This is a genomic window from Streptomyces sp. NPDC046925 (assembly GCF_040644915.1).
In the GTDB taxonomy this organism is placed as follows: Bacteria; Actinomycetota; Actinomycetes; order Streptomycetales; family Streptomycetaceae; genus Streptomyces.
This window is the reverse complement of record NZ_JBEYWZ010000015.1, coordinates 17,059-36,292: the sequence shown is the minus strand read 5'-3', so window position 1 is coordinate 36,292 and position 19,234 is coordinate 17,059. Positions and strand designations below refer to the sequence as shown.

Here is a 19,234-nt window from a genome sequence, read left to right as displayed (position 1 = left end):
TGCGGCGCAGGTACCTTTGGCGCCATGAGCGGTTTCGGTCCCTGTGACTTCTTTCTCGCCGACTGCCCGGCGCGGCTGGCGGTCGAGCTCATCGCCGACAAGTGGACGGTGGTCGTCCTTGCCGGCCTCAGCAAGGGCCCGGTGCGCCACGGCGAGCTGATCAAACTGATCGGCGGCATCTCCCGCAAGATGCTCACCCAGACGCTCCGACGGCTCGAGGCGCACGGACTCATCCGCCGCCACGCCTACGCCGAGGTCCCGCCCCGTGTCGAGTACGAACTCACCCCTCTCGGCGCGACGCTGATCGAACCGATCCACACGCTGACCGAGTGGGCGAGGGCGAACGGCGACGCGGTGCTCGATGCCCTCGACGCCCGCCCCGGGCCGGTCGCCCACAGCGACTGAGGTCACCGCCAGGGCGGGTGAGTATCCTCTCGGCCGCTTCTCGATGGACGGACCGCTCGTCGGCCGCCCGAGAGGTGGCCGACGAGCGTCGGTGCGCCGGGTACGCGCTATTCGTGTGATCCGACGGGCTGCATCTGTGGGTCCGGCGCGGGCGCGGCGTCGCGCTGCACCGTCTCGCGGGCGAAGTAGACCGAGACGAGCGTGATACAGCCGAGGAAGACGATGTACAGGGAGATGGGCCAGGAGGCGTCGGTGGCCGCCAGGAGCGCGGTCGCGATGAGCGGCGAGAGGCCGCCGGCGAACACCGAGGCGAGCTCGTGGCCGAGCGAGATGGCGCTGTAGCGCGAGGTCTTGCCGAACAGCTCGGTGAAGAAGCTCGGTTGGGTGCCGATCATGGCTCCGTGGCCGATGCCGATGGCGATGATGAAGGCGAGCCAGACGAGCACGGGGGTGCCGGTGTCAAGCAGCCAGAAGAAGGGGAACGCGAAGACGATGAGGGTGGCCGCTCCGGCCATGTAGACCGGGCGGCGGCCGATGCGGTCGGAGAGGGCGCCGAATCCCACCATCGAGGCGCCTTCCACGACGTTCGCGACGATGATCCCCGTCAGCAGCAGGCCGTTGCTGACCCCTATGTGCTTGCCGTAGGCGAGGGAGAAGACCAGGAAGATGTATGACGCGCCGTTCTCCGCCATGCGGGCGCCGGCCGTGATCATGATGGACCGCGGATGGGTCTTCAGGGCGTGCAGGATCGGCAGCCGCTGCTTCTCGCCCTCGTGCTGGACGCTCTGGAATTCAGGGGTTTCCTCGATCTTCAGCCGGATGACGAGTCCGACCAGCGCGGGGACGGCTCCCAGGAGGAAGGGGATGCGCCAGCCCCAGGACAAGAACGCCTCGTCGGACAGGGTCTGGACCGCGGCGAAGACTCCGGCGGAGGTGATGAAGCCGAGGTTGATGCCGACCTGGCTCCAGGCCGAGTAGAAGCCGCGTCGCCCGGCGGGGGCGTGCTCGGTGATCATCAGGACGCTGCCGCCCCACTCACCGCCGACCGCGATGCCCTGAAGGACGCGCAGCAGGGTGAGCAGGATCGGTGCCCACACGCCGATCTGCGCGTAGGTGGGCAGGGCACCGATGAGAAAGGTCGTGAAACCCATGACAAGCAGGGTGATCACGAGCATGGGTTTGCGGCCAAGGCGGTCTCCGAAGTGACCGAAGATGATTCCGCCGAGGGGGCGGGCCGCGAAGCCGACGGCGAAGGTGCCGAAGGAGGCCAGGGTGCCGGCGAGGGAGCTGGCCTCGGGAAAGAAGAGGGTGCCGAGCACCAGGGCGGAGGCGGTGCCGTAGAGGAAGAAGTCGTACCACTCGAGTGCGGTTCCGGTCAGGCTCGCGATGGCGATCTTGCGGATCGACTGCGGTTCGGCTGCCGGTTTGTGCGGTGCGGTGGGGCTCATCTCGTCACCTCTGGATGAGGACGGTGGCCATCGGGACGTCGAGGGTCGCGCGGGGTCGCCCCGGTGGCCGGGAAAGGGGGATGTGCCGGGGCGGTGTCCGCCCGAGGGAAGGTTCGGTGGCCGCCGCTGACGGCCACGACCTGTCCGGTGACGGCCACCGCCTTTTCGGAGGCGGTGGCCGCGATCTTGGAGGCGGAGGTCAACTGCCGCCTAGAAGTGGCCTCGACGAGGGAAACGGTCGCCGCTTCGGGCAGGACGGCAGCCTTCTCCGAGGCGGGCCCTGGAACGAAGAGGTCCCCGGGGATGCTGCTCAGGCCGGCCCCCGGCCGACGCGCGGGAGACCGCGCTCAGCTTTCGGCGCTCGTCGCCGAACGGCAGCACCATGCGCTGCCCGGCGTCGTCGGCGCGCACCGGTTTAGCCGATCGCGCGTCCACCAAGTGCACCCGGTCGACGACGGTGCCGTCCACTGAATCGGTGTCGGTGTCGGTGTCGGTGTCGGTGAGCAGCAATGTGCCCTCGAGGAGGAGCCGGCCACCGCCGGAGTCGCGGTATTCGGTCATGTACGAGCTCCTTCCGGGCGGGCCGTGGTCGCCTGCTCGCGCCGCAGCACCACACCGGCCGCCTCGCGGTCCCAGTCGGCGCGGTCGGCTCCCCACGCCCTCAGCACGGCCTTGCGCACCTTGCCGTTCTCGGTCAGCGGCAGTTCCGGGCACAGCGCCACGAAGCGGGGAATGGCGTAGTAGGCAAGCCGGGGCTCGCAGAAGGACACCAGCTCGGCGAAGTCGATCTTCTGCCCCTCGACCGGGACCACGGCGGCCATCACCTCGTCCTCGCCGAGTTCGGAGTCCACCGCGTACACCGCGACGTCACGGACACCGGGGTGCTGGGCGAGGACGCTTTCGACCTCGACGGAGGAGATGTTCTCGCCGCGACGGCGGATCACGTCCTTGATGCGGTCGACGAACCTGATCCACCCGTCCGCTTCGATCACCATCCGGTCACCGGTGTGGAACCACAGGTCCTGCCACGCGGCGACGGTGGCCTCGTGCATGCGGTGGTAGCCGGAGGCGAAGGCGAAGGGTTGCTCGCTGCGCAGCAGCAGTTCACCCGGTGTGCCAGGGGGAACGTCGAGTCCGTTCTCGTCGACGATCCGGGCGGAGAATCCTTCCTGAAGGAGTCCGACGAACCCCGGCCGCTGTTCGCTACGGCTCGCGGAGATCACCGCGTTGGTCTCGGTCGAGCCGTAGCCGTCGATGAGGACGACACCGAATCGCTCCTCGAACTCCCGGAGCAGCCCGGCGGGCGTGGCCGGCGCCAGTGCCGCGGTCACCCGGTGCGCCCGGTCGTGCTCTCCGGGCGGACGGCCCGCCAGGATGCTGATCATGGCGCCCAGCAGATAGGTGCAGGTCGCCCCGCTGGCCGTCACGTCCGACCAGAAGCGGGAGGCCGAGAAGCGCGGGCCGATAACGTACTGGGCACCGCTGACCAGCGCCTGGCTGAAGGCGTTGAGCGCGTTCGTGTGGAACAGCGGCAGGCAGGTGTGCAGCACGTCGGCCGAGGTGATGCCGAGCTGGGCCGTGACGTTGCGGCCCCACCAGTAGAACTGGGCGTGCGGGCAGACGACTCCCTTGGAGACCCCGGTGGTGCCCGAGGTGTAGAGGATCACCGCGGGGTGGCCGGGGCCGACCGCCACCGGCTCCACGGCCAGGCCGTCGTCAGGGATCAGGTCGACGGGAACCGGCAGCACCGAGACGACCTCGTCCTCGTCGAGGAGCCAGATCTGGCGCAGCTCGGCGGTGCTCGGCAGCGCCTCCACCTGTGCGAGGAAGGGGTGTTCCAGAACCAGCAGCTCGGCTTGCGAGTTGGTCAGGATGTGATGGAGCTGCTCACCCCGCGCGGCGGTGTTGATCGGCACCGCGACGGCACCGATCCACGCGCAGCCCAGGATCAGGTCCAGCAGCTCGACCCGGTTGGACGCCATCAGCGCCACCCGGTCTCCCCGCTCCACCCCGTGCCGGCGCAGCAGGCCTCCCGCGACGGCGACGCGTTCGAGCATCTGGGCAGCGGTCCTCTGCGTGTCACCGCAGCGCAGCAGCATGCTGTCCGGGGTGATGTCCGCGCGCCATTGCAGCAGTCCGGGGATGCTCGCGCGGGTGAGGTCCGGGACGGCGGTGGCGTCGCTCATGAAAGCTCCTCTCGGGGGAGGCCGATCGGCGGTACGAAGGCGACAGGGCGGCCGGAGGCGTCGGGGCGATCTGTGAGTTCCACGACGTCACCGACCTCGACCGTGCCGTGCAGCCTGGCCACGAGCAGCGGTTCGGGGTCGCAGGCCACCGACGCGATGACGACGTCGCCGAGGTGGGTCAGCTGCTCGACCACCCCGCGTTCGACGCTGAGGGGCGCCAGATCGGCGCCCCCGCAGCGGGGGCACATCAGCCGGGCGGGGAACCACTGACCGCCGCACGTCCGGCAGTTCTGCACGATCACACTCATTCGGCTGCCTCCAGGAGCCCGGCGGTGGCACACGCGCCGTAGCGATAAAGCACCATCCCGTATCCGCTGAACAGGCCGAGACGGGCATCGACCTGTCGCTGTCCGGCCTGGCCGCGCAGCTGCCGGACGGTCTCCACCAGTCCGTGCATGCCTCCCGCGGAACCCGGCTGGCCGGCCGAGAGCTGTCCGCCGGAGGTGTTGACGGCGAGCTTGCGGGTGGCGAGACGGTCGGCGACGAAGGCGGGCATCTCACCGCCGGCGACCAGACCGAGGTCCTTGAGCTGGGCGAGCGCCATGGCCGGGTAGTCGTCGTACACGCTGACCACGTCGACGTCGGCGGGCCCATGGCCTGCGGTGTCCCACAGCTCGGGCGCGCAGTCGACCAAGCCGGTGACCAGGCCGTCTCCCGTCTGGTCGTCGCTGTTGTAGCGGGCCGAGACGGCAAGGACCCTGGCTCGTCGGGTGCCCGCGGCCCGTTCGTCGGCCGCGACCACCACGGCGTCGGCGCCCGTGACGGGCGGTACGCAGTCGTACCGGCCGAGAGGTTCGGCGACCATGGGGGCGTTGAGGTATTCGTCGAGCGTCAGCGGCTTGCGGTAGACGGCCCCGGGGTTGAGGGAGGCCCATGCGCGCTGAGCCACCGCAAGCCGCCCATAATCCGTACGAGTGAGCCCCTCGGCCTCCATCTGACGCTGGGTCAGCAGGGCGAAGAGGGCGTTCGGTCCGAGCATGTCCAGCGGAACCAACTGCTCGGCGGTCGCCCGGTTGTACTCGGCCACCATCTTGAGGTGCACCTGCTGGTCCATCAGGTCGCCGGCCACGAGCACCACGACCGAGGCGTCGCCGGACTCCACGGCCCGCACGGCGTGCTGGAGCATCGTGCCCGCGCTCGCCCCGCCGTTGGTGTCCTGCATCAGCCAGCGCAGCCGCAGTCCGAGCCGCCAGGCCAGGTCGACGGCGTGGTCAGGGCCGAGGGTGAAGCTGCACGCCCCGAAGCCGTCGACCTCGGAGGCCTGGAGGTTCGCGTCGGCGAGTGCGCGGCGTACGGCGTCGGCCAGCACCCCTTCCGTGGTCGTGCCGGATGCCGGATGCCGGGTGTAGGGCGACTCACCGGCGCCGATGACCGAGACGCCGTTTGTCGTCTTTCCCATCAGAGCTCGCTCTCCCATGTCGTGACGTGGTCGGGGGGATTCATGCCGGGGCGCCTCAGTGCCCGAACGCTTCCTGCAGCCACCAGGAACCCCCGTCCGAGGTGATCTTGGCGTCCAGCACCAAGGGGCGGACGGGGCCGGCCGACAACCACTCCTTCACGGCGTGCATGTCCCCTGGCCCTCGGACGGTCAGCGCCTCGCACCCATGTCCCCGTGCAAGCGCCGCGATGTCCACGTCGGGGAAGGTCACCGTGTCGAGGCCGCTCGCGCCGGCCCCGAAGTGATGCACCTCGGCGCCATACATCGCGTCGTTGTAGACGACGATCACCATGGGCAGACCGAGGCGTACGACGGTCTCCAGCTCCGAGAGGCCCATCATGAAGCCGCCGTCACCGCAGCCGGCCACGGGCAGCCGGTCGGGCTGCGCCAGGGCGGCACCGATCGCGGTCGCCAGGCCGAGTCCGACGGACTGGAACGCCTGGGTGAAACAGAACCCGTACTCGTCGGGCACGTCGAGGTACATGCTCGGGTAGCCGAGGAAGTTGCCCGAGTCCACGGAGACGATCCGCTCGGTGGGCAGGATGTCGTTGAGCGCGACGCTCAGACGCCGCGGGTCGACCCGACCGTCCCCCGAGGCGTCCTCGAAGTCGACCTGGTTCCAGCGCAGGCCGGACCGGAGCCGCTCGGCCACGTCCGGAGTGCGATAACCCGTGCGCCCGCCGGGCGAGTTCGCCCGCAGCCACGCGGCCGTGGCCCGGGCCGTGCCCGCGACACCGCCCCACAGACCGAGGTCCACGTCCCGGTGTACGCCGATGGCCCCCGGTTCGATGTCGACCTGGACGACGGTCGCGTCCGGCGCGATGAGCCTGCCGTGCCGCATCGTCCACATGTTCAGGGCGCAGCCGAATCCCACCAGCAGGTCGGCGCCGGAGACGAGTTCGGCCGTCAGCGGCGAGGAGAAGCCGCCGGAGACGTCGATGTTCCAGTCGTCGCCGTTGAACATCCCGCGGGAGACGGCGGAGGTGGCGAGGAGCGCGCCGGCCTCGGCGGCCAGTTCCCGGACGGCGTCCCTGGAGCCGGGGGAACGGCCGCCGCGTCCGACGACGAAGACCGGCCGCTCGGCGCGTTCAAGCATTTGGGCGAACGTGGCTATCTCACTGTCGTCGGGCCGCGGTTCGACGACCCGGTGGTACTCCCGGGCCGGGCCCTCCGCGTCCAGGAGCGCGTCCTGCACGTCGATGGGAACGTTGAGGACGACCGTGCGCCTTTGGTGGCTACAGATCGCGAAGGCCCGTGCCACGTCGTCGAGGGCAGTGCGGGGAGAGCGCACGCGCAGGGCGACCGCACCGATCCCGACCGCGATCGCCGCCTGGTCGAGCGCGAAGTTCGAGGCGGGATCGGCGGCTTCGGCGGTCAACACCAGCAGTGGCGTCCTGCTCTTCGCGGCCTCGGTGATGCCGGTGAGGGCGTTCGTGTAGCCGCAGCCCTGGTGCAGGGAGAGCACGGCGACCTCGTCGGACATCCGGGCGTACGCGTCCGCCATGGTGGCCGCGCCGCCCTCGTGGCGAGCGGCGACGAACCGGGCGCCGCCGCGCACCATCGCGTCGGTGAAGTGGAAGTTGCCGCTGCCGACCACACCGAAGACCGCACGGACGCCGAGGTCGGTGAGCTGCCTGCCGATGGCCTCGTGGACAAGCTCGGTCACTGGTCTTCTCCGTTCGCTATGAGGGCCATGACCCGCGCCGGACTGCCGGACCCGCCGGCGATGCGGAGCGGAGCGACGATCAGGACGGCGCCGGTGGCGGGCAGCCGGTCGAGGTTCTGCAACTGGGTGACTCCGTACTTGCCCGCGCCCAACAGGTGGTGGTGCGCCGGGAACTGGGGAGTGAAGGTGAACGCCTGCCCGGCGTCGGTGCCGACCGTCTCCACTCCGAGTCCGACGATGGGTGCCTCTTCGGCCAGCCAACGGGCGCATTCGGCCGTGATGCCGGGCGTGTGCGGCCCGCTCTCGTCGGCGTTGAGGAACAGCTGCTGGTCGTGCGAGCGCGCGGCCCAACCGGTGCGGTAGAGCAGCCAACCGCCCTCCGGAAGCGGGCCGTTGTGCTGCTGCCACTCCTTCAGATGCTCGACCGTCAGCAGGAAGTCCGGGTCGGCGGCGCACTCGGCGGTCTTGTCGATGACGACAGCGGGAGCCACCAGCCGCCGGACCGGTACGTGAGCGACGTCCCCCTTGTCGGCGCCCGTGACCCAGTGGCACGGCGCGTCGAAGTGCGTGCCCACGTGCTCACCGGTGTGAATGCCGTTCTGGTAGGACGTGCGCCCCCGCTCGTCGTACCGAGCGAGCTCCTCCAGCTCGAAGTGTGGGATCGGTGCCATATCTGGCGGAAGGTCGAGCACGGGCGTCGACGGCGACAGGAGGGCGGTCAGGTCGACCACCTCGACGCCGCCGGACGCCAGAGCGGCCGTCAGGCCGCCCAGCAGGCCCTCTGCGGAGAGTGTCCTAGACATGGCCTCATCATTTGGCAGAGATTCGGCCTTGACTAATGCTTCTCCGGTCGGCGTTATGCGTGTTTGGCTATACCGAAGACCAACGCCATGTTACGGAGAGATGTCGAGGCATGAACGTGGATCACTTTCTGGACGGTCGGCTGAAACTGCGCCACCTTGTTCTCGTCACCGTCGTAGCCGATGAGGGCACCCTGGTCGGTGCCGCCAAGGCGATGCACGTCACCCAACCGGTCGTGACCCGGAGCCTGCAGGAGATCGAGACGATCATCGGGGTCGAACTCTTCGCCAGGGGCCCGCGCGGCGTCCGCCCGACCCAGTACGGCGAGATCCTCATCGAGCACGCCCGCGCGGTCGTCGGCAATGTGCAAGCCGCGGCCGGACGTATCCACGAGCTCCAGCGTCTGGGCATGGAGCCCGTACGCGTCGGAACGATTCTCGCCGGCGCGCACTCCCTGCTGCCGCAGACCCTGATCCGGCTCAAAAAAGCCCACCCGCATCTCACCGTCTCGGTCGTCGAGGCGATGCCCGAGGAACTCGGCCTGCAACTCTCCCGAGGCGAAGTGGACGTCCTGGTCGGCCGACTCCAGCCGTCGAGCCTGCGCGCCACGCTGCGTCACGTACGGCTCTACGAGGAACCGGTTCGCCTCGTCGTCCGGCATGAGCATCCCTGCCTCTCCGCACCCACCAGCGGCATCGAGGACCTGATGGATCTGCCGTGGATCCTGCCGGGCCGCAACAGCCAGCTGCGCCAGGAGATCGACGAACTCTTCGACCGCCGGGGCCTGCCTCTCCCCTCGAACATCATCGAGTGTTCGACGATCCTCACGCTGAGGACGGTCCTGCTGGAGACGGACGCCGTCGCTCCCCTGCCCATGCTGATCGGCGCACGGGATCCGCTGCTCGCCTTGCTGCCCTTGGGGCTCGACACCGTGCCGCGCGAGATCGGGATCACCACGCTCGCCGACCGGCAGCCGTCCGCGAGTACCAGGCTCCTGATCAAGGAGATCGTCGCGGTCGCCCGGGAGACCGACCCCGTGCTGCTGGAATCCTGACGATGAGAGGAGCAATCCGTTCAAGGCCTCCGCCTCAGGTCCACACCCCTCATGGTCCCGTACAGTCGGAACGCTGCGCTGCCCCGGAAAGAAGACCCCCTTGAGCAACGACGCGCCGAGCGGCGTCCTGAGCAAAGCCCTCGCCGTGCTGCAGGCATTCACCGTCGAGGACACCACCCTGGACTTCACCGAACTGCGGCGACGTACGGGGTTCGCGAAGAGCACCTTGCACCGGGTGCTCGGCGACCTCGTGGCGGCACGGCTCCTGGACCGTGTCGAGGAGCGCTACCGCCTGTCGGGACTCGTCTTCGAGCTGGGGATGCGCGCGTCTGTCGAGCGCGGGCTGCTCGAAGTGGCCACGCCGTTTCTCGAGGACCTGTACGTGCGCACGCACGAACTCGTCCACCTCGGCACCCGCGAGGGAACGGAGGTCGTCTACGTCGCCAAGATGGGCGGCCACCAACAGGCCCACTCCCCCTCGCGCCTCGGCGGGCGCATGCCTCTGCACGCGACGGCCATCGGGAAGGTGCTGCTGAGCCACGCCCCGGCCGACGTGCGGGAGGCCGCGCTGCGCGGGCCCCTGGAGCGCAAGGCGCCCCGGACGATCACCAACGTCGACGTGCTGACGCGCCAGCTGTCCGACGTCGCCGACAAGGGGGTGGCCTTCGAGTACGAGGAGTCGGCGGTCGGCATCGTCTGCGTGGCCGCCGGGATCTTCGGACCGTCGGACGAGATCGTGGCGGCGGTCAGTGTGACGGGCCCGGTGCACCGGTTCCAGCCCGCCCGGCACGCCACCAGTGTGCGGGCCGCAGCGGCAGGGATCTCCGCGACGCTCGGCCGCCGGGCGGAGCTGCGCAACCACTGACCGACTGCCGCTTGCCCCCTGTTCGGCGGCCACGTGCCCCCTCTTCGGCGGTCGAGTTCCGCGAGGCGGAACTCATTGCTGGGTGTGGGACGACCCCCGTGTCCAAGCTGTGGGCATGAACGAGTTCTCTCCCGGCGACCACGCCGTGGCGCAGGCGGCCGAGCGCCTGCTGCGTGCCACCGCCGACCGTGTTCCCTGTCCCCCGGTCCGCGACCTGATCGGCAGCGACGACGTGAAGGCGGCCTACGCCGTCCAAGAGCTGCTGACTGCCCGCCGCCTCGCAGCGGGCGGCAATATCACCGGCCGCAAGATCGGCCTCACCTCCCCCGCCGTGCAGAAGCAACTGGGCGTGGACCAGCCGGACTTCGGGGTGCTGTTCGCGGACATGAGCGTCGCGGACGGCGCGTCCGTACCGCTCGGCGAGCTGTTGCAGCCGAAGGTCGAGGCGGAGATCGCGTTCGTCCTGGGCGCCGACCTCACCGAGGGAGCGCTCGACGCCACGCAGATCCGGGCCGCGGTGGCGCATGCAGTCCCCGCCCTGGAGATCGTGGACAGCCGGATCGCCGACTGGGACATCACCTTCGGCGACACCGTCGCCGACAACGGCTCCTCCGCGCTCTACGTCCTCGGCACCCCGGCCAAGCCGCTCACCGACTTCGAGCCGGAGGAGGCCGCCATGACCCTCGAGCGGAGTGGGGAAACCGTCTCCACGGGTAACGGGGCGGCCTGTCTGGGCGATCCGCTGACCGCCCTGGCCTGGCTCGCCCGCACCGCCCGCGACGTCGGCGACCCCCTGCGCGCGGGCCAAGTCGTCCTGTCCGGCGCGCTCGGCCCGATGGTGCCCGCCACGGCCGGAGACGCGTTCACGGCAGACATCAGCGGACTCGGCTCCGTATCCGTCCGCTTCCACACCGCCTCCGACGAAGGAGCCTCCGCATGAAGACCAAGGTTGCCGTCATCGGCTCGGGCAACATCGGCACCGACCTGATGATCAAGGTGCTCCGTCTGTCGGACACCCTGGAGATGGGTGCGATGGTCGGCATCGACCCCGCCTCCGACGGGCTCGCCCGCGCCAAGCGGCTCGGGGTCCCCGTGACCGCCGAGGGCGTCCAGGGCCTGATCGCGATGGACGGCTTCGAGGACATCAAGATCGTCTTCGACGCCACGTCCGCGAAGGCGCACATGGCCAACGCCCACGCGCTCGCCCCGTACGGCAAGCAGCTCATCGACCTGACCCCCGCCGCCATCGGCCCGATGGTGATCCCCGCGGTCAACCTCGACGGCCACGTCGGCGCGGACAACGTCAACATGGTGACGTGCGGCGGGCAGGCCACCATTCCGATCGTCGCCGCGATCTCCTCGGTGGCGCCCGTCCCGTACGCGGAGATCGTCGCCTCGATCGCCTCGAAGAGCGCCGGCCCCGGCACCCGCGCCAACATCGACGAGTTCACCGAGACGACCAGCCACGCCATCGAGACGGTCGGCGGCGCCGAGCGCGGCAAGGCCGTCATCATCCTCAACCCGGCCGAGCCGCCGCTGATCATGCGCGACACCGTGCTCGCGCTCGTGGACGCGCCCGACGAGGCGGCCCACGAAGCGATCCGTACAGCGGTCGCGCGGCGGGTCGACGAGGTCTCGGCGTACGTGCCGGGCTACCGACTCAAGCAGCAGGTGCAGATCACCCCCGTCCCCGCGGACCAGCCGGTGCACACCCTCACCAGGGCCGCGGCCACCCACCAGGTGTCCGTGTTCCTGGAGGTCGAGGGCGCAGCCCACTATCTCCCCGCCTACGCCGGGAACCTCGACATCATGACCAGCGCGGCCCTGCGGATGGCTGAGGCCATGGCCGCCCGCGCCACCGAACTCCAGGGAGCCGACGCATGACCGTCGACAAGCTGTTCATCCAGGACGTCACCCTGCGGGACGGCATGCACGCCATCCGGCACCGCATCGAGCCCGAGCAGGTCGGGAAGATCGTGGCCGCGCTCGACGCAGCCGGTGTCGACGGCATCGAGGTGTCCCACGGCGACGGCCTCGCCGGCGGCTCGCTCAACTACGGCCCCGGCAGCCACACCGACTGGGAGTGGATCGAGGCGGCCGCCGCTCACATCGAGAACGCCCGCCTCACCACTCTCCTGCTGCCCGGCATCGGCACCATCGAGGAACTCAAGCAGGCGTACGCGCTCGGAGTGCGCTCGGTACGGGTCGCCACCCACTGCACCGAGGCCGACGTCTCGGCCCAGCACATCGCCACCGCACGCGAGTTGGGCATGGACGTGTCCGGCTTCCTGATGATGAGCCACATGGCCGACGCCAAGACGCTCGCCGGGCAGGCCAAGCTCATGGAGTCGTACGGCGCCCACTGCGTCTACGTCACCGACTCCGGCGGCCGGCTGATGATGGACGGTGTGCGCGAGCGGATGCGCGCCTACCGCGACGTGCTGGACCCGGCCACCGAGATCGGCATCCACGCCCACGAGAACCTCTCCCTCTCGGTCGCCAACTCCATGATCGCGGTCGAGGAGGGCGTGACCCGCGTGGACGCCTCCCTCGCCGGTCAGGGCGCGGGCGCGGGCAACTGCCCCATCGAGCCGTTCATCGCGGTCGCCGACCTCAACGACTGGAAGCACGGCTGCGATCTCTTCGCGCTCCAGGACGCGGCCGAGGATCTCGTGCGCCCGTTGCAGGACCGGCCGGTCCGTGTCGACCGCGAGACGCTCACGCTCGGCTACGCCGGGGTCTACGGCTCGTTCCTGCGGCACGCGGAAGCGGCGGCCGAGCGCTACGGCCTCGACGTCCGCACGATCCTCGTCGAGGTAGGCAAGCGCGGCCTCGTCGGCGGCCAGGAGGACATGATCGTCGACGTGGCGCTGGGGCTCGCACAGGCGAGCTGACAACCCGTCCGACAAAGGGCTGGGCGGGCTGGTCCCTGCCCAGCCCGCCGCGACGCAGGCCTTCGTCACGTCCCGTCGGCCGATCGCCGATGTCAGGACCAGGGCAGGACCAGGGCGCCCCAGGCCACCACGGGCCCCGCCGCGACGATGCCGCAGGTGTAGCCGAGGACCTGGCGGTAGAAGCCGCGCCGCTCCACTCCCCGTGCGTTGCTCAGCACCAGCGCTCCGTTGGTGGAGAACGGTGAGACGTCGACGATCGTGGTGGAGACGGCGAGCGCGGCGATCAGACCGGTCGAGCTGAGGTGACTGGACAGCAGCAGCGGCACGGCGATGGGGATGATCGCGGTGAGGATCGCGGTCGAGGAGGCGAAGGCGGAGGTGACGGCGACCGTGAAGCAGAGCAGGAGGGCCACGACGAGCGGGGTCCCGAAGCCGGCCGCGTGCTCGGAGATGTTCTCGATGATCCCGGCGTGCTCCAGCATCGCGATGTAGGTCATCATGCCGCCGACGAGGAGCAGGGTGTGCCAGCTGATGCCGTCCACCGCCTTCTCCTGGCGCTTCATGTCGAGGAGCGCCAGGAGCGCCCCGGCGGCCAGGGCGAGGACACCGATCTGCATCCGGAAGCCGAGGGCACACACCACGAGGACCGCGAGGGCTGCGAGCGTGGCCCACTGGTGCCAGGTGGATCGCCGCTCGGCCGTGTCGCCGTCCGCCGTCTCGTGCTGAGCCGGTGCGGCCGGGTCCGGCGTCATCGTGCGGCGCCGCAGGGCAGCGAAGGTCAGCAGGGACAACAGGAGATTGACGGCGAAGCTGGCGAGGAAGAGGGTCGCGGGCGCGACGGAGAGTTCGGTGTCGTCGACCATGCCGAGCACCAGCGCTCCCGAGACGGCCATGGGAGAGAAGGCCCCCGCGTGGGCGCCGCTGATCACCATCATTCCGGTCATGAGCGGGTTGATGTCGTGCCGGAAGGCGAAGTTCATCGCGATGGGCACCAGGATCGCCACGGCGGCGGGGGTGAAGGTGCCCAGCGATGTCAGCACGCCGGCGAGGAGGAAGAGCACCCACGGGATCAGGGAGGTGCGCCCCCTCACCAGGCGCACTCCGGCGGCGACCAGGAGATCGACCGTGCCGTTGCGGCGGGCCACGGCGAACAGGTAGGTGACGCCGACGATGGTGAGGAAGAGCTCCACGGGGAAGCCCTCGAATATCTGGTCCTCCGTCAGGTTCAGTGCGGTCGTACCGATCGCGAACGAAGCGACGAAGGCCAGGATGCCGATATTGATCGGCAGGACGGTGCCGACGACGAACATGACGAGCAGCGCGCCGACGGAAACCAACTCAGGAGACATCATTGTCCTCTTTGTCCTGCGGGGGCGGGGCGGGGGCGGGGATCAGGCGGCAGCCGGGAGGGCGGGATCGCGTACGAGAATGCGGGCCTGGCACAGGACGCGTGCCGCCCGGGCGACGGTGACCCGGTCCGGTCCGGTGCCCGCTGCCTCCACGGCCAGCACACCCGCCGGGGTGCCGATGCGCAGGATGCCGCGGCCGGCGGCGGTGGACGCCTCGGCCACCACGGTGTGCTCGACGAGGTTGGCGGCGGCCACGGCGACCGCGGAGGTGAGGCCGATGGACGGGTGCGGGGAGGTCATCGACAGCATCCGCACGGACACGTCGTACGCGTGCGCGGCCACGTGCTCGCCGAGAGTGGTGGTGTAGGCGACGGGAGGGCCGACGAGGCCGACCTTGGGCACCGCGTCACCGGGCACGGCCCCGGGCTCGGCCAGGCCCATGCGGACCGCGGCGGCGTGGCGGGCCGCACGGAGCCAGGGCACCTCCGTGCGCATCTGCTCCAGTGTCTCGGCTCCGGTCCGCTCGGCCCGCAGCGCGTCCACCAGGACAACCGGGGCGCCGGCGTCCACCATGCTCGCGGCCAACGACTCCTCGCCGAGGGGCAGTTCGTCGACCGGCGAGCCGGTCGGCAGGAGGCGGCCCGTCGCGGCGCCCGAGGGGTGACGGAAGGCCAGACCCACCGGCACACCTCCGGCCAGCGTGCCCGGGACCGTGCGGTCGCCGAACTCCTGGGCCCGGCCGCCCGGGGTGTCCACCTCGGCTTCGAGGACGGCGCCCGTATTGGTGTTGCGCATGACCACGGGGGTGCGGTCGCCCCGGAGCGGCACCAGGCCCTCGGTCACGGCGTACAGGGCGATGGCCGTCGCGCAATTGCCGCAGTTGCTGCCCCACTCGACCGTGCCGGTGCCGATGCCGACCTGGGCGAAGAGGTAGTCGATGTCGATGCCGTCGTGGGCACTCGCGCCGACCACGGCCGCCTTGGACGTGGTCGGCGTGGCTCCGCCGACGCCATCGAGCTGAACCGGGTCCGCCGCGCCGTAGGCATCGACGAGGACGCGCTCGATCCGGTCGCGGTCGGCGGGCATGTGCACCTGCGGGAAGAGCCAGCACTTACTGGTTCCGCCGCGCACAAGTGTTGCGGGAAGGTGCATGTCAGAGCATCTTTCTCTCAGCGCGACGGGTGCGGGGGCCGCCGCGTCGCGCAGACTCTCGCAGAGCTTTCGGCTTCAGCACAATGTCTCCTTTATTGATGAGGGTTTAGCTGTTCTAAAGTCGTCTCATGCTCAATGTCCGCCGACTCCTGTTGCTCGCCGAGGTCGCCGAGCGCGGCTCGCTCACCGCTGCCGCCGAGGCGCTGTCCATGACCACGTCCGCCGCTTCCCAGCAGATGTCCCTGTTCGAGCGTGAAGCCGGGCAGCCACTGATCGAGCGGCTACCGCGCGGCGTGCGCACCACTGCCGCGGGCGCCGCTCTCGCCGAGCGGGGGCGTGCCGTGCGCCGCGAACTCCAGGCGGCGGAAGCCGACTTGGAGGCGTTCGGTCATCTGGACCGTGGGGTGGTGGCCCTCGGCTCCTTCCCGACGGCCAGCGCCTCCCTGCTTCCGCTCGCCCTGACCCGTTTCCGCCGGGCCCACCCGCAGGTGCGCACGGTCGTGCGAGCCGGAGTACTGGCCCAGCTGCGGGAGATGCTGCACATCGGCGAGGTGGAGCTGTCACTGCTGTGGGAATACGACTGGAACCGCGTCGACGACGGCCAGCTGGCCCTCACGCCGCTCTTGGAGGACCCCACGGTCCTGGTCGTGCCGACCAGCTCTCCGCTGGTCGCCTCCGATCACGTGCGGCTGTCCGATCTCGCGGACCAGGAGTGGATCATCCGCGCCGAGAATCACCCGGTCGCGGACGTGCTCCGGCGATCCTGCCGTCAGGCGGGCTTCGAACCGCGTATCGCCTATGCCTCCCACGACTACCAGGAAGCGCAGGCCATGGTCGCCGCCGGACTCGGCCTGGCGCTAGCGCCCCGGCTGGCCCTGACCAACCGGCGCAGTGACGTACGTCTTCTCTCCCTGTCCCAAGACCAGCCGTCCGACGCCGCTCTGCCGGTCCGGCGCATTCTCCTGGCCACACCGGCCCAGCGCGCCGCCACGCCCGCGGCCCAGGCGATGGCCCGCGTCCTGCACGCCGTCGCGCGCGGTTTCACCGACCCGGGCCTGGACCGCCCCCAGCTGGGAGCCGTACGAAAGCGGTGACGTCTCACTCAACTCGGCGTGCAATGAGGACAGTTGAGGATACACCGGTCCGCCCAGCGGAACGCAGACGTGGCACATCTGCCGCACGCGTCGGAGCATGACGCGCCCATCGCTCCGACTCTCAGGAGAATCAGTGCGATCCACTGTCCGACAGAGACTTGCCTGCCTGGCGAGCCTCCTTGTCCTGCTGTCCCTCCTATCGGCTGCACCCGCATCAGCCGCCTCGCGCTCGTTGATCGTCCGCACCGACAAGGGTTCGGTCGCGGGATCCTCGACGGACGAGGTCGACCGTTACCTCGGCGTCCCGTATGCGGCTCCGCCCGTCGGTACCGGACGCTGGCAGCCGCCGGCGCCCGCCGCTGCGTGGACGGGCACCCGGTCGGCCACCTCCCCCGGCTCCCGCTGTCTGCAGAACGGGAGCAGCACGAGCCCGGGGATGAGCGAGGACTGCCTGTACCTGAACGTCTACACCCCCGCCAACCGGACGGGCCGCCCGCTGCCGGTGATGTTCTGGATCCACGGCGGCGGCTTCTCCTCCGGTTCGGGGGACACGCAGGACGGCTCGTTGATCGCCAGGACCAACAACGTCGTGGTCGTCACCATCAATTACCGCCTCGGCGTGTTCGGCTTCCTCGACCTGCCCGGGCTGAGCAAGCGGGGCGCGGGCAACTACGGTCTGCTCGACCAGCAGGCCGCGCTGCGCTGGACCCAGCGCAACATCGGAGCATTCGGCGGGGACGCGAGCCGGGTGACGATCGGTGGACTGTCGGCCGGCGGCCATTCCGTGTGTGCGCAGTTGGCATCGCCATCGGCACGTGGTCTCTTCTCCGGCGCGATCATCCAGAGCGGCGGGTGCCCGAGCCACACGGTCGATCAGGCCGTCGCCCGCGGAAAGAAGTACGCGACGGCCGCCGGCTGCTCCGCCTACTCGGCCGATCCGGCCTGTCTACGGGCCAAGCCCGCCAGTGAACTGCAGGCCGCGGCCGCGAACTTCATCGGCGGCCTCGTGACCGGCCCGCTGCCCACGTCCGGGGTTCCCGAACTGCCCGTCGCTCCGCTCAAGGCCGTACACACCGGACGGACCGCGAACGTTCCCCTCCTCGTCGGCCACACGCGTGACGAAATGCGCGGGTGGGCGGGGCCGTTCGCGAACGCGACGAAGGGCCAGTACGAGAAGGCGGTCCGGATCGAGTTCGGGGACGAGGCCGAAGCCGTCCTCGCACGCTATCCGTTCAGCGCCTACGGTGACTCGTACACCGGGGCGTACGCCTTCGGCGCCCTGTGGGGCGACAGCAGCGCCTTCTACGGACTCGGGGGCTGTCAGTACCAGGAACTCACGGCCCAGTACTCGAAGCGGCAACCGCACACGTACTACTACGAGTTCAACGACCCGCATCCGCCCACCGGCCGCCCGGCGTCCGACTTCGACGCGGGTGCCTCGCACGGCAGTGAGCTGCCGTACCTGATGCCCTCGGACAGATCGAAGCTGCTGACTCCCGAGCAGCAGCAGCTGTCCGGTGGGATGGTGCGCTACTGGGGCTCGTTCGTGAAGCACGGGGACCCCGCCACCTCGGGGATCGCCGCCTGGCCGTCGTACCGGGCGGGGAAGTTCATGTCCCTGCTGCCGGGCGGTGAGAGCCGGGCGCTGAAGACCGGCGTGTACGAGGCGCGCCGCCAGTGCGCCTTCTGGAACTCCGTCGAGTACGACTGGCTTCCCGTCGACCCGGACCAACTCGCCGCGCAGGCAGGTGTTTCCCCGTCCTGACCCGGCAAGCGCGAAGGGCCCCCTCCTGTGGGAGGGGGCCCTTTGGGTCTTCGCGGGGAAAACGCCCTGGGTCAGTGCTCCATGTCGAGCACGATCTTGCCCACCGCCGTGCCCGAGCGCAGCCGCTCCACCGCCTCGCCGAGCGCGTCCATCCCGTAGCTCTCGTACGGCAGCGTCAGCGCGCCGGAGGACAGGTCCGGCAGCAGGTGCAACACCTCGGGGGCGACCTCCGGGCCGCGGCTCATCATGTTCACGGGGAGGAGGGAGACGTCGGCGAGGAAGAAGTCCGCGAGGTCCAGGGTGAGTTCGCGGCCGGCCGTGTAGCCGAGGAGCGCGGCCCGGCCGCGCGGGCGGACCAGGGTGAGGGCGCTCTGCAGGATCTGGCCGCCGACCGAGTCGATCAGGACGTCGACCTTGCCGCCGATCGCGTCCTCGGAGAGGTCGGAGGCGAGCAGTGCCTTGGCGACGCCGGGTACGTGCGGCAGCTTCGCCGGCCGGCTGACCACGCCGACCACCTCCGCGCCGGCGCGCGCCGCGAGCTGCACGGCCATGGCGCCGACCGCGCCGGACGCGCCGGTGACAAGGACCCGCTCCCCCGGCCGCACCTGGGCGATCGGGTGGACGGTCGCCCAGGCAGTGCCGACCGGGGAGAAGTAGATGCAGGCCAGAGCCGGGTCGGTGCCCTCGGGCATGGTCTCCGCGGCGGTGTCCGGCACGAGCGCGTGCTCGGCCCAGGCGCCGTCACGGCTCAGGCCGAGCCCCTCACCGCGCAGCCGCACCAGGGCACCCTCGGGGTGGGTGTCCGAGGCGACGACATAGCCGCTGCCCTGGGTGCCGGGGATGAACGGCAGCTCGGGCAGGATGCCGAACTGTCCGTCGAGGATGTTGAGGTCCAGATGGGCGGCGGTGGCCGCCGCCACCCGGACGAGGGTCTGCCCGGGGCGCGGCTCGGGCAAGGGGCGTTCCTTGAGCTTCGGGAGAGTGCCGAACTCCTCAAGGAACAGGGCGCGCGATGTGGACGAGGTGATGCTCATGTGCTGCGTTCTCCATTCATCCC

The 19,234-nt window shown here is 70.2% G+C and carries 18 protein-coding genes; 8 read left to right on the top strand and 10 right to left on the bottom strand.

The window, feature by feature from the left end; genetic code table 11:
- Nucleotides 1-24: 24 nt before the first annotated feature.
- Nucleotides 25-405, top strand: coding sequence for a helix-turn-helix domain-containing protein (locus ABZ906_RS38900; protein ID WP_361390816.1), 381 nt, complete (start codon nucleotides 25-27; stop codon nucleotides 403-405).
- A gap of 107 nt (nucleotides 406-512) precedes the next feature.
- Here the strand turns inward: ABZ906_RS38900 and ABZ906_RS38895 are convergent, their stop codons facing one another.
- The 7 genes from ABZ906_RS38895 to ABZ906_RS38865 all read right to left on the bottom strand — a co-directional run bounded on the left by ABZ906_RS38895 (nucleotide 513) and on the right by ABZ906_RS38865 (nucleotide 8,006).
- Nucleotides 513-1,853 carry an MFS transporter gene (locus tag ABZ906_RS38895; protein WP_361390814.1) on the bottom strand — a complete coding sequence of 447 codons (1,341 nt, stop codon included), beginning with the start codon at nucleotides 1,851-1,853 and terminating at the stop codon, nucleotides 513-515.
- Nucleotides 1,854-2,063: 210 nt separating this feature from the next.
- Nucleotides 2,064-2,414 carry a hypothetical protein gene (locus ABZ906_RS38890; protein ID WP_361390812.1) on the bottom strand — a complete coding sequence of 117 codons (351 nt, stop codon included), beginning with the start codon at nucleotides 2,412-2,414 and terminating at the stop codon, nucleotides 2,064-2,066.
- Entirely contained in the window at nucleotides 2,411-4,039 is a 1,629-nt protein-coding gene (locus ABZ906_RS38885; RefSeq protein WP_361390810.1) for an ATP-dependent acyl-CoA ligase, read from the bottom strand. Before ABZ906_RS38885 ends, ABZ906_RS38890 begins: the two co-directional genes overlap by 4 nt.
- A complete protein-coding gene (locus tag ABZ906_RS38880; protein ID WP_361390808.1) occupies nucleotides 4,036-4,347 on the bottom strand; it encodes a zinc ribbon domain-containing protein in 312 nt (103 codons plus the stop codon). The genes ABZ906_RS38885 and ABZ906_RS38880 overlap by 4 nt, the downstream gene beginning before the upstream one ends.
- Nucleotides 4,344-5,498 carry a thiolase family protein gene (locus tag ABZ906_RS38875; RefSeq protein WP_361390806.1) on the bottom strand — a complete coding sequence of 385 codons (1,155 nt, stop codon included), beginning with the start codon at nucleotides 5,496-5,498 and terminating at the stop codon, nucleotides 4,344-4,346. Before ABZ906_RS38875 ends, ABZ906_RS38880 begins: the two co-directional genes overlap by 4 nt.
- Nucleotides 5,499-5,553: 55 nt before the next feature.
- On the bottom strand, nucleotides 5,554-7,203 hold the full coding sequence (locus ABZ906_RS38870) for a thiamine pyrophosphate-binding protein (protein ID WP_361390804.1): 1,650 nt from the start codon (nucleotides 7,201-7,203) through the stop codon (nucleotides 5,554-5,556).
- On the bottom strand, nucleotides 7,200-8,006 hold the full coding sequence (locus ABZ906_RS38865) for a cyclase family protein (protein WP_361390802.1): 807 nt from the start codon (nucleotides 8,004-8,006) through the stop codon (nucleotides 7,200-7,202). The genes ABZ906_RS38870 and ABZ906_RS38865 overlap by 4 nt, the downstream gene beginning before the upstream one ends.
- A gap of 110 nt (nucleotides 8,007-8,116) precedes the next feature.
- On the opposite strand from ABZ906_RS38865, the gene ABZ906_RS38860 reads away from it, so the two are divergent.
- From ABZ906_RS38860 to dmpG, 5 genes are all read left to right on the top strand, one after another.
- Nucleotides 8,117-9,058, top strand: a complete 942-nt coding sequence (locus tag ABZ906_RS38860) for a LysR substrate-binding domain-containing protein (RefSeq protein WP_361390800.1) — start codon at nucleotides 8,117-8,119, stop codon at nucleotides 9,056-9,058.
- Between the two features lie 100 nt (nucleotides 9,059-9,158).
- The gene (locus ABZ906_RS38855; protein ID WP_361390798.1) at nucleotides 9,159-9,923 is read left to right on the top strand and encodes an IclR family transcriptional regulator; all 765 of its coding nucleotides are present in this window, start codon (nucleotides 9,159-9,161) and stop codon (nucleotides 9,921-9,923) included.
- Nucleotides 9,924-10,038: 115 nt separating this feature from the next.
- Nucleotides 10,039-10,863 carry a fumarylacetoacetate hydrolase family protein gene (locus ABZ906_RS38850; RefSeq protein ID WP_361390796.1) on the top strand — a complete coding sequence of 275 codons (825 nt, stop codon included), beginning with the start codon at nucleotides 10,039-10,041 and terminating at the stop codon, nucleotides 10,861-10,863.
- Nucleotides 10,860-11,807, top strand: coding sequence for an acetaldehyde dehydrogenase (acetylating) (locus tag ABZ906_RS38845; protein WP_361390794.1), 948 nt, complete (start codon nucleotides 10,860-10,862; stop codon nucleotides 11,805-11,807). Before ABZ906_RS38850 ends, ABZ906_RS38845 begins: the two co-directional genes overlap by 4 nt.
- Nucleotides 11,804-12,817: a 4-hydroxy-2-oxovalerate aldolase gene (gene dmpG, locus ABZ906_RS38840; protein ID WP_361390793.1), complete on the top strand. Its 1,014-nt coding sequence runs from the start codon at nucleotides 11,804-11,806 to the stop codon at nucleotides 12,815-12,817. Before ABZ906_RS38845 ends, dmpG begins: the two co-directional genes overlap by 4 nt.
- A gap of 92 nt (nucleotides 12,818-12,909) precedes the next feature.
- On the opposite strand, the gene ABZ906_RS38835 is transcribed toward dmpG, so the two are convergent.
- Both ABZ906_RS38835 and ABZ906_RS38830 read right to left on the bottom strand, forming a co-directional pair.
- Nucleotides 12,910-14,166 (bottom strand): SLC13 family permease, encoded by a 1,257-nt coding sequence (locus tag ABZ906_RS38835; RefSeq protein WP_361390791.1) that lies wholly within the window; start codon nucleotides 14,164-14,166, stop codon nucleotides 12,910-12,912.
- A 42-nt stretch (nucleotides 14,167-14,208) separates the two neighbouring features.
- Nucleotides 14,209-15,318: a PrpF domain-containing protein gene (locus tag ABZ906_RS38830; protein WP_361390789.1), complete on the bottom strand. Its 1,110-nt coding sequence runs from the start codon at nucleotides 15,316-15,318 to the stop codon at nucleotides 14,209-14,211.
- A gap of 128 nt (nucleotides 15,319-15,446) precedes the next feature.
- Between ABZ906_RS38830 and ABZ906_RS38825 the strand changes: the two genes are divergently transcribed.
- Nucleotides 15,447-16,412 (top strand): LysR family transcriptional regulator, encoded by a 966-nt coding sequence (locus ABZ906_RS38825; RefSeq protein ID WP_361390787.1) that lies wholly within the window; start codon nucleotides 15,447-15,449, stop codon nucleotides 16,410-16,412.
- A 133-nt stretch (nucleotides 16,413-16,545) separates the two neighbouring features.
- Entirely contained in the window at nucleotides 16,546-18,177 is a 1,632-nt protein-coding gene (locus tag ABZ906_RS38820; protein WP_361390785.1) for a carboxylesterase family protein, read from the top strand.
- 71 nt (nucleotides 18,178-18,248) lie between these two features.
- Here the strand turns inward: ABZ906_RS38820 and ABZ906_RS38815 are convergent, their stop codons facing one another.
- On the bottom strand, nucleotides 18,249-19,211 hold the full coding sequence (locus ABZ906_RS38815; RefSeq protein WP_361390783.1) for a zinc-binding alcohol dehydrogenase family protein: 963 nt from the start codon (nucleotides 19,209-19,211) through the stop codon (nucleotides 18,249-18,251).
- Nucleotides 19,212-19,234 lie beyond the last annotated feature (23 nt).